The sequence below is a fragment of the Streptomyces roseochromogenus subsp. oscitans DS 12.976 genome (assembly GCF_000497445.1).
GTDB lineage: Bacteria > Actinomycetota > Actinomycetes > Streptomycetales > Streptomycetaceae > Streptomyces > Streptomyces oscitans.
This window is the reverse complement of record NZ_CM002285.1, coordinates 569,133-582,566: the sequence shown is the minus strand read 5'-3', so window position 1 is coordinate 582,566 and position 13,434 is coordinate 569,133. Positions and strand designations below refer to the sequence as shown.

At 71.2% G+C, this 13,434-nt stretch carries 11 protein-coding genes and 2 pseudogenes; 10 read left to right on the top strand and 3 right to left on the bottom strand.

Annotation, left to right across the window (positions count from 1 at the left end):
• Positions 1–33: 33 nt before the first annotated feature.
• Positions 34–904: pseudogene (locus M878_RS52900) on the top strand (TIGR03564 family F420-dependent LLM class oxidoreductase).
• Positions 905–915: 11 nt separating this feature from the next.
• Here the strand turns inward: M878_RS52900 and M878_RS52895 are convergent.
• Complete coding sequence (locus tag M878_RS52895; protein WP_023544570.1) at positions 916–1,725, bottom strand: DUF427 domain-containing protein; 810 nt, start codon at positions 1,723–1,725, stop codon at positions 916–918.
• 225 nt (positions 1,726–1,950) lie between these two features.
• On the opposite strand from M878_RS52895, the gene argG reads away from it, so the two are divergent.
• From argG to M878_RS52875, 4 genes are all read left to right on the top strand, one after another.
• Entirely contained in the window at positions 1,951–3,399 is a 1,449-nt protein-coding gene (argG, locus tag M878_RS52890) for an argininosuccinate synthase (protein ID WP_023544569.1), read from the top strand.
• A gap of 150 nt (positions 3,400–3,549) precedes the next feature.
• A complete protein-coding gene (locus M878_RS52885) occupies positions 3,550–4,512 on the top strand; it encodes a GlxA family transcriptional regulator (RefSeq protein WP_031223811.1) in 963 nt (320 codons plus the stop codon).
• A gap of 127 nt (positions 4,513–4,639) precedes the next feature.
• Complete coding sequence (gap, locus tag M878_RS52880; protein WP_023544567.1) at positions 4,640–5,638, top strand: type I glyceraldehyde-3-phosphate dehydrogenase; 999 nt, start codon at positions 4,640–4,642, stop codon at positions 5,636–5,638.
• Positions 5,639–5,796: 158 nt separating this feature from the next.
• Positions 5,797–6,873 carry a fatty acid desaturase family protein gene (locus tag M878_RS52875; RefSeq protein WP_023544566.1) on the top strand — a complete coding sequence of 359 codons (1,077 nt, stop codon included), beginning with the start codon at positions 5,797–5,799 and terminating at the stop codon, positions 6,871–6,873.
• Between the two features lie 36 nt (positions 6,874–6,909).
• Here M878_RS52875 and M878_RS52870 read toward each other — a convergent pair whose 3' ends face one another.
• Positions 6,910–7,725, bottom strand: coding sequence for a TSUP family transporter (locus M878_RS52870; RefSeq protein ID WP_037730357.1), 816 nt, complete (start codon positions 7,723–7,725; stop codon positions 6,910–6,912).
• A gap of 92 nt (positions 7,726–7,817) precedes the next feature.
• Between M878_RS52870 and M878_RS52865 the strand changes: the two genes are divergently transcribed.
• The 4 genes and pseudogenes from M878_RS52865 (at position 7,818) to M878_RS52855 (ending at position 11,490) form a co-directional block, all read left to right on the top strand.
• A complete protein-coding gene (locus tag M878_RS52865; RefSeq protein ID WP_023544564.1) occupies positions 7,818–8,615 on the top strand; it encodes an AraC family transcriptional regulator in 798 nt (265 codons plus the stop codon).
• Between the two features lie 66 nt (positions 8,616–8,681).
• Positions 8,682–8,798: pseudogene (rpmE, locus tag M878_RS93520) on the top strand (50S ribosomal protein L31); the annotation flags it as partial.
• A gap of 222 nt (positions 8,799–9,020) precedes the next feature.
• Positions 9,021–9,905, top strand: coding sequence for a polysaccharide deacetylase family protein (locus tag M878_RS52860; RefSeq protein ID WP_031223808.1), 885 nt, complete (start codon positions 9,021–9,023; stop codon positions 9,903–9,905).
• 133 nt (positions 9,906–10,038) lie between these two features.
• Positions 10,039–11,490 (top strand): purine-cytosine permease family protein, encoded by a 1,452-nt coding sequence (locus M878_RS52855; protein ID WP_031223806.1) that lies wholly within the window; start codon positions 10,039–10,041, stop codon positions 11,488–11,490.
• A 21-nt stretch (positions 11,491–11,511) separates the two neighbouring features.
• Here M878_RS52855 and M878_RS52850 read toward each other — a convergent pair whose 3' ends face one another.
• A complete protein-coding gene (locus M878_RS52850) occupies positions 11,512–12,441 on the bottom strand; it encodes a LysR substrate-binding domain-containing protein (RefSeq protein WP_023544561.1) in 930 nt (309 codons plus the stop codon).
• A 112-nt stretch (positions 12,442–12,553) separates the two neighbouring features.
• Between M878_RS52850 and M878_RS52845 the strand changes: the two genes are divergently transcribed.
• Positions 12,554–13,434: pyridoxal-phosphate dependent enzyme (locus M878_RS52845; RefSeq protein WP_023544560.1), on the top strand; the 881-nt coding region annotated here is incomplete at its 3' end.

The following is a 13,434-nucleotide window of genomic DNA, read 5'->3' as shown; positions in this document are numbered from 1 at the left end:
GCCTCTGTGTGACCAGTCGGAGTAGCGCTCTCCGTGCAACACCCGGTCGACATCACGGTGCAGCCGGCGCGCGAGGCTCAGGAGGCCGGGCCGCGCTCGGCGTGGTTCGGGCAGACCTTCTCCTGCGACTCCACGACGCTGGCCGCGATCATCGGCCGCAAGGTCCCTGGCCTGTGGGTCGGCACTGCGGCGATCCCCGTCTTCGGCCGCCATCCGCTGATCGTCGCCGGCCAGGCCCGGACGGCTCAGGCCACCACCACCTCGGGCTCGCCCTCGGCATCAAGTACCTGACCGAAACCGGCTTCGGCATCCCCCACGAGCGTCCCGTCGCCCGGCTCCGCGAGTTCCTCACCGCCCCGCGTCCGCTGCTGGCGACGGGCAGCGCCGACTTCCACGGCGAGCTGCTGACGGCCGCGACCCCGCTGTCGGCGGCCGTGCCGGGCGCCGAACCGCCGGTGCCGATCCTGGTCGCCGCCATGGGACCGCAGACCCTGCGTGTCTCCGGTGGACTAGCGGACGGCATCCTTCCGCTCCTGGCCGGCCCGCGGGCCCTGGCCGAACACATCGTTTCCGCGGTCACCGCAGCGACCGAGGCCGCGGGCCGGCCGGCACTGCGGATCGTCGCCTTCGTCCCCGGCGTGGTCACTGCCGACGTCGAGGCGGTACGGCGGACCGCGACCGACACACTCCCCTCCTATGAGCAGTTCCCGTCCTGCCGACGCGCCATCGCACGGTCCGGCGGCATCCGGGCCGTCGACCTCGCCGTCATCGGCGACGAGGAGGCCGTCGCAGCCGAGGCACGCCGCTACCGGAGCGACCGGGGCGGGTGTTCGCCGGGACCGACCTGGGGGAGGCGGACCAGCGCCGCACCTGGAAGCTGCTCGGCGAGCCGGCGAACGGCTGAGGCGCCCGGTCTCAGGACAGCGACGCGGTGAAATGTGTGACTGGGCGTTCGAGGCGTTCCCCGTCCACCGTGATGCCGACGGCTTCGTTGTAGAAGGCGAGCAGCCCCTTGATCGCGGCCACCGCGGGCAGCGGCTCGGGATAGCTCCACACGACGTCGGGCGGGACGTCCGCCTCGCCGTGCTGACTGTCCCAGGACCAGTACGCGGCGATGCCCTTGTAGGGGCAGCGGGTGTGGTGGTCGGTGGGGCGGAACAGGTCGAGGCGGACGTCCTCGCGGGGGAGGTAGTAGCGGGTGGGCAGGCCGGTCTCGAAGAGGAGCACCGGGCGGTGCGTGTCAGCGACGACCTTGCCGCCGATCTCGACGAGGACATGCCGGCTGCTGGGGATGGCGTCGACCCGTTTGTGCGGGTCGCGGGGGTGGACGAAGATCTCCTCTTCCTCCTCGTACCAGTGGTCCAGGCCTCTGCCGGTGCGGCGGAACCATTCGAAGGCGACATGGCCGGCGAGGTCGTCGGAGGCAAACGTCCAGGCCGCGTTCTCCAGCAGCTCACCGTCGACTTCGAGGTCGTAGAAGAGCGTCGATCCGGTATGGGCCCCGGTCGGCGGGTTCTTCGCCGGGCGCAGCAGATCCGCGCGGACCTCCGTGCGCGGGAAGGCGTACAGCGGCACGGGGACGCCGGGCTCCCACACGAGCAGGGGGTGGCGGCTGTCGACAACGGTGACATCGCCCTTACGGCCGCGCACCCAGCGCTCGCTGGGCTCCCAGAGCAGGCCCTCGGGGGTGGTGTGCACCGACTGGGCGGTGTCGAGGCTGGTCATGACCGGTCTCCTCGGGCGTGGTCGGCTTGGTTGTGGCGTCTTCCGCGGCGCCTTCATGCTGGTTCGACAGCGGCTCCATGCTGGTTCGACGGCGGCTCCATGCTCGCGCAGACGGGAGCCCACGGCCAGGCCGACAGGGGAGCGGCCGGCGGCTGACACACCCGTTAGGGCCCCGTTACGGCCCGGCACTATGCATGGCCATACGGGATGATGCATACTCTTCCTATGTCCAAGGTCCTCACTTCCCTTCCGGTCGGCGAGCGCGTCGGCATCGCCTTCTCCGGCGGCCTCGACACATCGGTCGCCGTCGCGTGGATGCGCGACAAGGGCGCCGTCCCGTGCACCTACACCGCCGACATCGGCCAGTACGACGAGCCCGACATCGCCTCCGTCCCCGGGCGTGCGGCGACCTACGGTGCCGAGATCGCGCGCCTGGTCGACTGCCGTGCCGCTCTGGTCGAGGAAGGGCTGGCCGCGCTCACCTGCGGCGCGTTCCACATCCGCTCCGGCGGGCGTGCCTACTTCAACACCACCCCCCTCGGCCGCGCCGTCACCGGCACGCTCCTGGTCCGGGCGATGCTCGAGGACGACGTACAGATCTGGGGCGACGGCTCCACCTTCAAGGGCAACGACATCGAGCGGTTCTACCGCTACGGCCTGCTCGCCAACCCGCACCTGCGGATCTACAAGCCCTGGCTGGACTCCGACTTCGTGACCGAGCTGGGCGGCCGCAAGGAGATGTCCGAGTGGCTGCTCGCGCACGGGCTGCCGTACCGCGACAGCACCGAGAAGGCGTACTCGACGGACGCCAACATCTGGGGCGCCACCCACGAGGCCAAGACGCTGGAGCACCTGGACAACGGTGTGGAGACCGTTGAGCCGATCATGGGTGTGCGGTTCTGGGACCCCACGGTCGAGATCCTCGCCGAGGACGTCACGATCGGCTTCGACCAGGGCCGCCCGGTGACGGTCAACGGCAAGGAGTTCGCCTCCCCGGTCGAGCTGGTCATGGAGGCCAACGCCATCGGCGGCCGGCACGGCCTCGGCATGTCGGACCAGATCGAGAACCGGATCATCGAGGCCAAGAGCCGTGGCATCTACGAGGCGCCCGGCATGGCGCTGCTGCACGCCGCGTACGAGCGCCTGGTCAACGCGATCCACAACGAGGACACCCTCGCCCAGTACCACAACGAGGGCCGCAAGCTCGGCCGCCTCATGTACGAGGGCCGCTGGCTGGACCCGCAGGCGCTGATGATCCGCGAGTCGCTGCAGCGCTGGGTCGGCGCGGCGGTCACCGGCGAGGTGACGCTGCGGCTGCGGCGCGGTGAGGACTACTCGATCCTCGACACCACGGGCCCGGCGTTCAGCTACCACCCGGACAAGCTGTCCATGGAGCGCACCGAGGACTCCGCGTTCGGCCCGTCCGACCGGATCGGCCAGCTCACCATGCGCAACCTCGACATCGCCGACTCCCGTGCGCGCCTGGAGCAGTACGCGGGTCTGGGCATGGTCGGCACCGAGCACCCGGCCCTGATCGGCGCGGCCCAGGCCGCCTCCACGGGGCTGATCGGCGCGATGCCCCAGGGCGGCGCCGAGGCCATCGCCTCCCGCGGCGAGGTCTCGGAGGAGGACGAGGCCCTGGACCGTGCCGCGATGGAGTCCGGCACGGACTGACGCCGCGCACCGGCCGTCCGCCCTTGGGCAGCGGGCCCCGCCGATACCCAACGGCGGGGCCCGTCGTCGTACGGAGTACGGCGAATTCACCAGCCGTCCGTCCGGGAACCCGGCAGGGCCGGGGGCGGTGCCTCTCGTACGCTGTGTTCCGTGCCGCCCCCGTCCCCTCGCCCGCAGCGCGTCGCCGTCCTGGTGCTCGACGGTGCGAAGCCGCTCGATGTCGGGATTCCCGCGCAGGTGTTCACGACGCGGGCGAGCATGCCGTACGAGGTGCGGGTGTGCGGGGCCGCGCCCGGACTCGTGGCGGGCGGAGACGGGCTGTCGTACCACGTGGCCCACGGCCTGGACGCGCTGGTGTGGGCGGACATCGTCTTCATCCCCGGGTACCGGTTTCCGGACCGCGAGGATCCGCCACGGCCCGTTGTCGACGCCCTGCTCGCCGCCCACGCGCGCGGCACACGCCTCGCCGCCATCTCGACGGGTGCCTTCGCGCTCGCCGCCACGGGACTGCTCGACGGCAAGCGCGCGACGACCCACTGGCACTACTCGCGTGCCCTCGCGGCGAAACACCCGCTCGTCCGGGTCGACGAGAACGTGCTCTTCGTGGACGAGGGCAGTGTGCTGACGTCGGCCGGCGCCGCGTCCGGTATCGATCTGTGCCTGCACATCCTGCGCAAGGACCTCGGCGTGGCCGTGTCGAACCACGCGGCACGGCGCCTGGTCGCCGCGCCCTACCGCAGCGGAGGCCAGGCGCAGTACGTGCCGCGCAGCGTGCCCGAGCCGCTGGGCGAGCGGTTCGCCGCGACCCGCGAATGGGCACTGCACCGCCTCGGCGAGCCCCTCACCCTCACGGTGCTCGCCCGGCATGCGGCGGTCTCACCGCGCACGTTCTCCCGGCGCTTCGTCGAGGACACCGGGTACACGCCGATGGAGTGGGTGATGCGCGCCCGTGTCGACCTGGCCCGTGAGCTGCTCGAACGTTCGGAGCGGAGCATCGAGCAGATCGCCGCCGAGGTCGGCCTCGGTACCGGCACCAATCTGCGGACCCGCTTCCAGCGGATCCTCGGCACGACCCCGAGCGAATACCGACGCACCTTCACCCAGGGCGAGTAGCCGACCCCGCCGGCCCCTGGCGCGATCCTTGCGAACCATGGCGCTCCCGACACGGCCATGAGCGGATGCGGCACGCGACGCTGAGGGGGCACCGAAGGAACCAGCAGGAACCCAGGGGATACCACTCATGACGCGCATCGCCATCAATGGATTCGGCCGCATCGGACGCAACGTGCTACGCGCACTCCTCGAACGCGGCAGCGCCCTTGAGATCGTCGCAGTGAACGACCTCACCGAACCCGTCACCCTCGCACGGCTGCTCGCCTACGACACCACAGCCGGCCGGCTCGGCCGGCCTGTGACCGTCGACGGGGACACGCTCGTCGTCGACGGCCGGCGCATCAAGGTCCTCGCCGAGCGTGAACCGGCCCGACTGCCGTGGGCCGCACTCGATGTGGACATCGTCCTGGAGGCGACCGGCCGCTTCACCGCCGCGAAGGCCGCCCGCGCACACCTGGACGCGGGCGCGAGGAAGGTGCTCGTGAGCGCGCCGTCCGACGGCGCCGACGTCACGCTCGCGTACGGGGTCAACACCGACGCGTACGACCCGGCCCTGCACACGATCGTCTCGAACGCCTCCTGCACCACCAACGCGCTCGCCCCGCTGGCCGCCGTGCTGGACGAACTCGCCGGGATCGAGCACGGGTTCATGACGACGGTGCACGCCTATACCCAGGAGCAGAACCTTCAGGACGGCCCGCACCGCGACGCCCGCCGGGCCCGCGCCGCCGCCGTCAACATCGTGCCGACCACGACGGGCGCGGCGAAGGCCATCGGTCTCGTGCTGCCGAACCTCGACGGCAAGCTGTCGGGTGACTCGATCCGGGTGCCCGTGCCGGTGGGCTCGATCGTCGAACTCAACACGACCGTCGCACGCGAGGTGACCCGCGACGACGTCCTGGCGGCGTACCGCGCCGCAGCCCAGGGACCACTCGCCGGCATCCTGGAGTACTCGGACGAACCGCTCGTGTCGTCCGACATCACCGGCAACCCGGCCTCCTCCGTCTTCGACTCGGCCCTGACCCGCGTCGACGGCCGGCACGTCAAGGTGGTCGCCTGGTACGACAACGAGTGGGGCTTCTCCCACCGCGTGATCGACACGCTCGAACTCCTCGCCGGGCGCTGACCGGAGACGGGGAGCAAGCGGGCGTGGCCTCCCCAGAAGGCCGAGGTCAGCGGCTTGGAGTGGTGGAAACACCCTGGGGTGCCGTAGGGAAAGCCCCCCATCCGGTCCGGTGACTGGCTGGCTGTTCCGGCCGCACGCGCCTGCCGAGACTCGACGGCATGACGATTTCCCCTCATGCCCCGGTCACGGCCGGGGCGCCGGACGCCCGTTCCCGTACGTCCGGATCCGGAGCCGGCAGCGACTTCGCCCGGCTGTCCCGGCGTATCGCCGAGGCGGGGCTGCTGAACCGGCGCCCCGGCTACTACACGGCACGGCTCGCCCTGGTCATCGCGCTGCTGGTGGCGGGCTGGGGCACCTTCCTCGCCCTCGGCGACACCTGGTGGCAGCTGGCCGTGGCCGCCTTCCTGGCGTTGATGTTCGGTCAAGTGGCCCTCGTTGCCCATGACTTGGCGCACCGCCAGGTCTTCCGGCGCGGCCGGCCGAGCGAGATCTGGGGCCGCCTCTTCGGAAACCTCGGCATCGGCATGAGCTACGGCTGGTGGATGAACAAGCACACCCGCCACCACGCCAACCCCAACCACGAGGAACTCGACCCGGATGTCGCCCCCGACATCCTGGTGTGGTCCACCGACCAGGCCCGCGACAGCCGTGGACTGGCCCGTCTCATCGGCGGCCACCAGGCGTGGCTGTTCTTCCCGCTGCTGACGCTGGAGGGCTTCAACCTGCATGTCGCGAGCGTACGGGCGCTGCGCCGGCCGGCCATGAAGCACCGGCTGCTGGAAGCCGGTCTGCTCTTCCTCCACCTGGCGGCCTATCTGTCCGCGCTGTTCCTGGTGCTCCCGCCCGGCAAGGCGATCGCGTTCCTCGCTGTGCACCAGGGCCTGTTCGGGGTCTACCTCGGCTGCACCTTCGCACCGAACCACAAGGGCATGCCCACGTTCACCGGTGACGAACGGCCCGACTTCCTGCGCCGCCAGGTCCTCACCTCCCGCAACGTCCGCGGCGGCGGCCTCACCGACATGATGCTCGGCGGGCTCAACTACCAGATCGAGCACCACCTGTTCCCGAGCATGCCCACGCCCCATCTGCGGCGCGCGCAGGTCATCGTGCGCGCGTACTGCGCGGAGATCGGCGTGCCGTACCACGAGACCGGACTGATCCGGTCGTACCGCGAGGCCCTCACCCATATGCACCGGGTGGGAGAACCCATCAGGCGGCAGCGCAAGGCCTCCTGACGACGGCCCCGGGGCCACCCGGCCGGGACATCCGTCTCAACCCGCGAGCAGTATCGCGACCTCCACGACGCCGAGCAGTGCGAGATACGACCAGGCGTGGGCGCGGTCCGGGATCCGGGGCGGGCGGCGCCGCAGCACCGCGATCACGGGCAGAGCGCCCAGGAGCAGCGCCCCGGCGGCGCGGAGGTCGACCAGGCCGACCAGATGCGGGTGCGTGTGGGCGGCGACGGCGTCCGTGCCGGTCAGGGACAGCGCGGTGGCGGGGAGCGCGATGGCGAGGGTGAGAGGGTTGGCGAGTGCGGTCGCCACACGCATCGGGTGTCCGGCGCGTCGTAGCGCGGGAACGGTCATGACACTGCCGCCGACACCGAGGAAGGCCGCCACCGCGCCGATCGGTGCGCCGAGGACGGCGGGCAGGGGACGGGGCACCTCACGGGTCTCCTCACTGTGTGCCTCGCGGCTCTCCCGGACATGTCCGCGCGGACGCAGAAAGCCGGGGCGCAGCAGCAGATCGACGACGGTGAGAGCGACGTACGCGACGAAGCCGAAGTGGGCCTGGCCGGCCTCGGCGTGCCGGGTGGCGAGCGCACCGGCCGCACCGCCGACGGCCAGCAGGGCCAGCAGCGGGCCGCTGCCGCGCAGGGCGGTCAGGACGCGCCGTGGGGTGACGGCCGTGGCGAACGCCGCGTTGACCAGCATGACCAGGGCCGAGGTGGCCGTCGCCACCCGGATCGCGTCCGCGCCGAGGGCCGCGTTCGCCCACACCACCACCGGAACCGCGACAAAGCCGCCGCCGAACCCGAACAAGACGGTCGTCACCCCGGTGAGGAGTCCGATTCCAAGAAGTGCCACTTCGTTCACAGGGCCACTTCACCAGCCCGACGAGCTGCCCGCATGCGATGCCCGGCACCATTCTTTCGAGAGTCGGCCCCTACAGTGGCCCGGTGAAGAACGTCTCCGTGGACAACGTCGACCATGTGGACCGGGCCGTCCTGCCCATCGGTACCGACTACGCCTCCGGCCAGGTGCTCGACTGGCACCGGCACCGGCGCGCGCAGTTCCTCTACGGCGCCACCGGCGTCATGGTCGTCGACACCCCCGAGGGCACCTGGACCGTTCCGCCGGAGCGAGCCGTCCTGATCCCGGCGACCGCCCGGCACCGGGTCCGCATGCTGGGAGTGAGCACCCGCTCCCTCTACATCGAGCCGGACGCCGTGCCCTGGTGGCCCGCCACCTGCATGGTCGTGGACGTTCCGCCGTTGCTGCGTGAACTGCTCCTGGCCGCAGTCGAGTTCGAGGCCGACTACAGCCTCTCCGGCCGGGAAGGTTGTGTCGTGGCGCTCCTCCTGCACGAGATCGCGGCACGCACCCCGCTTCCGTTCCACGTCGCGATCCCCGCCGCTCCCGATCTCGCGGCGCTCTGCCGTGCGTATCTGGCCGCCCCGGACGCCGGCGTCACCAACGCCGCGTGGGCCGCGCGGACGGCCATGAGCGAACGGGCCTTCACCCGGCGCTTCCGGACCGAGACAGGGGAGAGCCCGGCGGTCTGGCGCACCCGCGCGCGCCTGCTGGCCGCCGTGCCGCTGCTGCGCACGGCATCGGTCACCGAGGTCTCCGGCCACCTCGGCTACGCCTCTCCCGCCGCCCTGACCGCCGCCTTCACCCGCGCCTTCGGCATGCCACCGTCCCGCTTCACCACGAGCCATCGCGACGGCGGCCCAGGAGCGGACCGTCACGCATGACGAGTCGTACCGGAGTACGACCCGGTCGCCGGCCGGCATGTCCCCTTCCGCGAGGAACGCTGAACGGACATCTCGTCGGCCGGCCACCCCTTCTAAACTGGCAAGGCGAGGGTCGTGGACACCGCCGGCCGCATCGAACGCTTCGAGCGTCGCTACGGCCGCCCGGCCACGCCCCGCGGCTGACCGCCGTGAACTCCTGAGCACTCTGAGCGTGCCGGGCCGGTCTCGTCGAAGTGCCCTCACCGGTACAGCCGTAGACCCGGTGTCGCCGTAGGCGTCGACTCCCGCCCGATTCTGGATGACCTCTTACCGCTGTCTTCACGGCCACGAGTCGTCCGCTGCGTACCGTTGCCGTCAAGGTGGCCGTTGGCTGTGACGGCCTTCGATCAGGTGTGAGGGAAACGGATGACGGCTGGTCGGCGTGCGGTGCTCGCTGCCATGGCGGGAGGGCTGCTCGCCGGTTGCGCGAGCCCGAAGAACGACGGCGGCGCGTCCGCCTCCTCCGGTTCGCCGGGCACGGGCGTGGACTCGGCCGCCCCGTCCACCCCCAGCGCCGTGCCCTCGGCCACACGGCCTCCCGTCACCCGCGAGGAGATCGTGGCCCGCTACGGCCGCAGCGTGCCGCACACCTGGGGCTTCGACGCCCCGGGCGTGGTGCACTCGCTGCCGGGGACGACCCGCGACATCGCGCTGACCTTCGACGCGTGCGGTGGCCCCGGCGGCAGCGGTTACGACCAGGCGCTCCTCGACTTCCTCCGCGCACGGAACATCCCGGCGACGCTGTTCATCAATTCCCGCTGGATCGACGCCAACCCGGCGGTGTTCCACCGGCTGGCCACCGATCCGCTGTTCGAGATCGCCAACCACGGCACCCGGCACCGCCCCCTGTCGGTCACCGGCCGCTCCGCGTACGGCATCCCCGGCACCCGCGGCGCGGGCGAGGTGTACGACGAGATCGCGGGCAACCAGGCGAAGCTGACCGGTCTGCTGGGCGCCCCGCCGCGCTTCTTCCGGTCCGGCACGGCCTACTGCGACGACGTCGCGGCACGCATCGTCGGGGACCTCGGGGAACGCTTCGTCAGCTTCTCGGTCAACGGTGACGGCGGCGCCACGTTCACCGCCGAGCAGGTTCACACCACCGTCGCCTCCGCTCGGGCCGGTTCCATCGTCCTGTGCCATATGAACCACCCCGCAGGCGGCACCGCCCGGGGCATCGCGAGAGCCGTCCCCCACCTGCTGGCCGCCGGCCACCGCTTCGTCCGTCTCTCGGACGGCCTGCACCGCGCCTGAACGCCTCCCGGAGGCGGCACATACTCAGCCGCCTCCCCACTCTCGGCCTTGGCATTTGTGTCGCACCACTCGTCACCGCGTCCGCCTCGGAGAACAATGTGTCCCAGAGGCAGACCGGCCGCCGGGAGGCGTCATGAGCACATCAGCGGAGCCGCGGGTGACCGGCCTGGAGATCCGGTCCATCGACTACGTCCCCCTGGACGAGCGGCACGGCAAGCTCTGGCATCTGGGCCCGCTCTGGTTCATGTCCAACGCCCAGATCGCGACCCTGGCCGTGGGGCTGATCAGCATCACCGAGGGCGGCAATCTGATCTGGTCGCTGCTGGCGATCGTGGCCGGCACCGTCCTCGGCACCTTCTTCATGGCCTTCCACTCGGCACAGGGCCCCCAGCTGGGCCTGCCGCAGATGATCCAGTCGCGCCCCCAGTTCGGTTACGTCGGCGCCCTCCTGGTGTGGCTCTTCGCCTATGTGCAGTACGCGGGGTTCAACGTCTTCAACAGCATCCTCGCCGCCGACTCCCTGCACACCACCCTGCACGGCAGCGTCAAGCTGTGGGTGGTCGTGGTGACCGTGGTCGCGCTCGTCATCGCGCTCGTGGGCTACGACATCATCCACAAGGCCGAGCGGATCCTGACGTACACCTTCCTGGTCATCTTCGGCGTCTTCACCGTCGGTGTCCTCGTCACCCTGCACTATCCGGCGGGCTCCTTCGACCTCGGCGCCTTCAAGTGGACCCCGTTCCTCGCCCAGTTCGGCGTGGTCGCCGGCTACCAGATCAGCTGGGCCATCTACGTCTCCGACTACTCCCGCTATCTCCCGCCGGACGTGACGGTCCGCAAGACCTTCTACTGGACCTACTTCGGCTCCGCGCTCGGCGGCATCTGGCTGATGGTCCTCGGCACGCTGCTGGCCGCCTGGGCGGGCAAGGACTTCGACACGATCACGTCGATCAACGCCGCCGGCGACAAGGTGTTCAGCGGCTTCGGTGCCATCGTGCTGCTCTTCGCCGCCCTGGGCCTGGTGTCCGTCACCGCGCTGAACATGTACGGCGGCTCGCTGACCCTCATCAGCGGCATCGACTCGTTCAAGCGGGTGCGGCCGACACTGGGCGTACGCCTGGTCACCATCGGTCTGACGGCCGCGCTCTCCCTGGTCGGTGCACTGGCCGCGACCTCCAACTTCCTGCAGAACTTCAACAACTTCCTGCTGCTGGTGCTCTATCTGTTCATCCCCTGGACCGCGGTGAACCTGATGGACTACTACGTCGTGCGTCGCGGGCACTACGCCATCGCGGAGATCTTCAACCCGCGCGGCATCTACGGCCGTTGGGGCTGGCACGGCATCATCGCCTACCTGGTCGGCTTCGCCGTCATGATCCCCTTCTTCTCCGTCGGCACCCTGTACGTCGGCCCCGCCGCCAAGGCGCTGGGCGGAGCCGACATCTCCCTGTTCATCGGACTCCCGGTCGCCGCGCTGCTGTACTGGTGGCTGACCCGCTCGATCGACGTGGCGGCCGAGACACGGGTTGCCCAGGCCGAGGCGGCGGCGCTGGAGCAGGCGACCCACGAGCACCGCGAGCCCTGAACACCAAGAAAGTGCAGGGCTCTACGGCAGCGGGGAACGCAGGGCGACCGCATGCCGGAGGGCGTCCCGGCAGGCGAGGACCGCGGGGTGCCGGCTGCCGCCCCGGCGTACGACGGTGAAGATGCGGCGAGCACGCCGGCCGCGGGGGAGCTGCCGTAGAGCCACGCTCGGCGGGCGGCCGTCCCAGACCAGGGCGGGAAGGAAGGCGGCGGCGTGCTTCTGGTCGACCAGGCGGAGGTGGAGCAGGAGGTCAGTGGTCTCGAACCGTACGTCGGGTTCGAATCCGGCGGTGCGGCACAGGGTCATGGCCCAGTGCCGGGCGGCGGTTCCCTCGGGCTCCATCACCCAGGGACGGTCCGCGAGGGAGCGCAGCACCGCCAACGGGCCCCGGGTGCCGGGCCGTTCCGCAGTCTCGGGAAGCGCGAGCTGCAGGGCGTCGTCGAGCAGGTCCTCCTGCTCCAGTTCGGCCGGCCGCGGATTGGGGTTGCCCGGGTACTCCTCGGCGAGGACCAGGTCGAAGTCGCGGGCCTGCAGGGCGGGCAGCGCGCGCTCCGGCTCCCGGTGGGTGACGTGGACCCTCAGGCGGGGGTGCCACTCGCGCAGCAGACCCAGCGCGGTCGGCACCAGGGCCAGAGCGGCGGTCTGGAACGAAGCGATGCGCAAGGTGCCCGTCAGACCCGCCAGGCCGGACAGCGATGCGGCGATGTCCGCCTCCGCCCGCTCCAGGCGCTCCAGGACCGCCTCCGTGTGGGCGACGAGGATCTCGGCCTGCTCGGTCAGCCGCACCCGCCGCCCCACCGGTTCCAGCAGGGGGACGCCGGCCTCGGCCTCCAGCAGGGACAGCTGCTGGGAGACGGAGGACGGAGCGTAGGACAGCGCCGTGGCGACGGCCGCCAGGGTGCCGCGGTGTTTGAGTTCGCGCAGGAGGCGCAGCCGGTGCAGGTCGAACATCGCCGGCGACCCTCCTCGTCGTACAGAGCCGTTGATTGATCGGCTTCTCCGACGACCATAGGTCTGAAACATTCGCTGGACCGATCGTAGGAGGGCATCGGACCCTGGTCATGTGCCCGAGAACACCTCTGCCCTCCCGTCGCCGCCCTGGACGCTGCGCCCCGGCGCCCGCACCTGGCGCTGCGCGCCCGCACCCGCCGAGGTGCGGGACTTCCATGCCGCGCTGCCCGGCTACGCGCCCACTCCGCTGAACGAACTTCCCGCGCTGGCCGAGGAGTTGCAGGTCGGACGGGTCTTCGTGAAGGACGAGTCGCGTCGTCTGGGTCTGCCCGCGTTCAAGGCGCTCGGTGTCTCCTGGGCGGTGCACCGTCTGCTCGGGGAGCGGGCGGGGAGCGGCCGGGATCCCGGTCCGGTCACCCTGGTGACCGCCACCGAGGGCAACCACGGCCGCGCGGTGGCCCGCGTGGCCCGCCTGCGCGGACAGCGTGCGCACGTCTTCGTCCCCCGGGGAGTGCATCCGCGAGCCGTCGCCGCGATCGTGGAAGAGGGGGCCGAGGTCACCGCCGTACCGGGGTCGTACGACGAGGCTGTGCGACGTGCGGCCGAGGCCGCCGCCGCGCGGGACACGGTCCTGGTGCAGGACAGCGCCTGGCCGGGCTATGAACGGATCCCGGGGTGGATCGTCGAGGGGTACTCCACGCTCTGCGCCGAGATCGACGGGCAGTTGGCGGCCTGGGGTGTTCACGAAGGGCCCGACCTCGTCTCCATCCCGGTGGGTGTCGGCTCACTGGCCCAGGCCGTCGTCACCCACTACCGCAGCCGCGACCGCGGGGGTGCTCCGGCGCTGCTGGCGGTGGAACCGGAGGCCGCGGCCTGTGTCCTCGCCGGCCTCGTCCGGGGTACGGCCGTCAGCGTCCCGACCGGCGAGACCGCCATGGCCGGCCTGAACTGCGGCACCCCGTCGAGCCTCGCCTGGCCCTGTCTGCAGGGCGG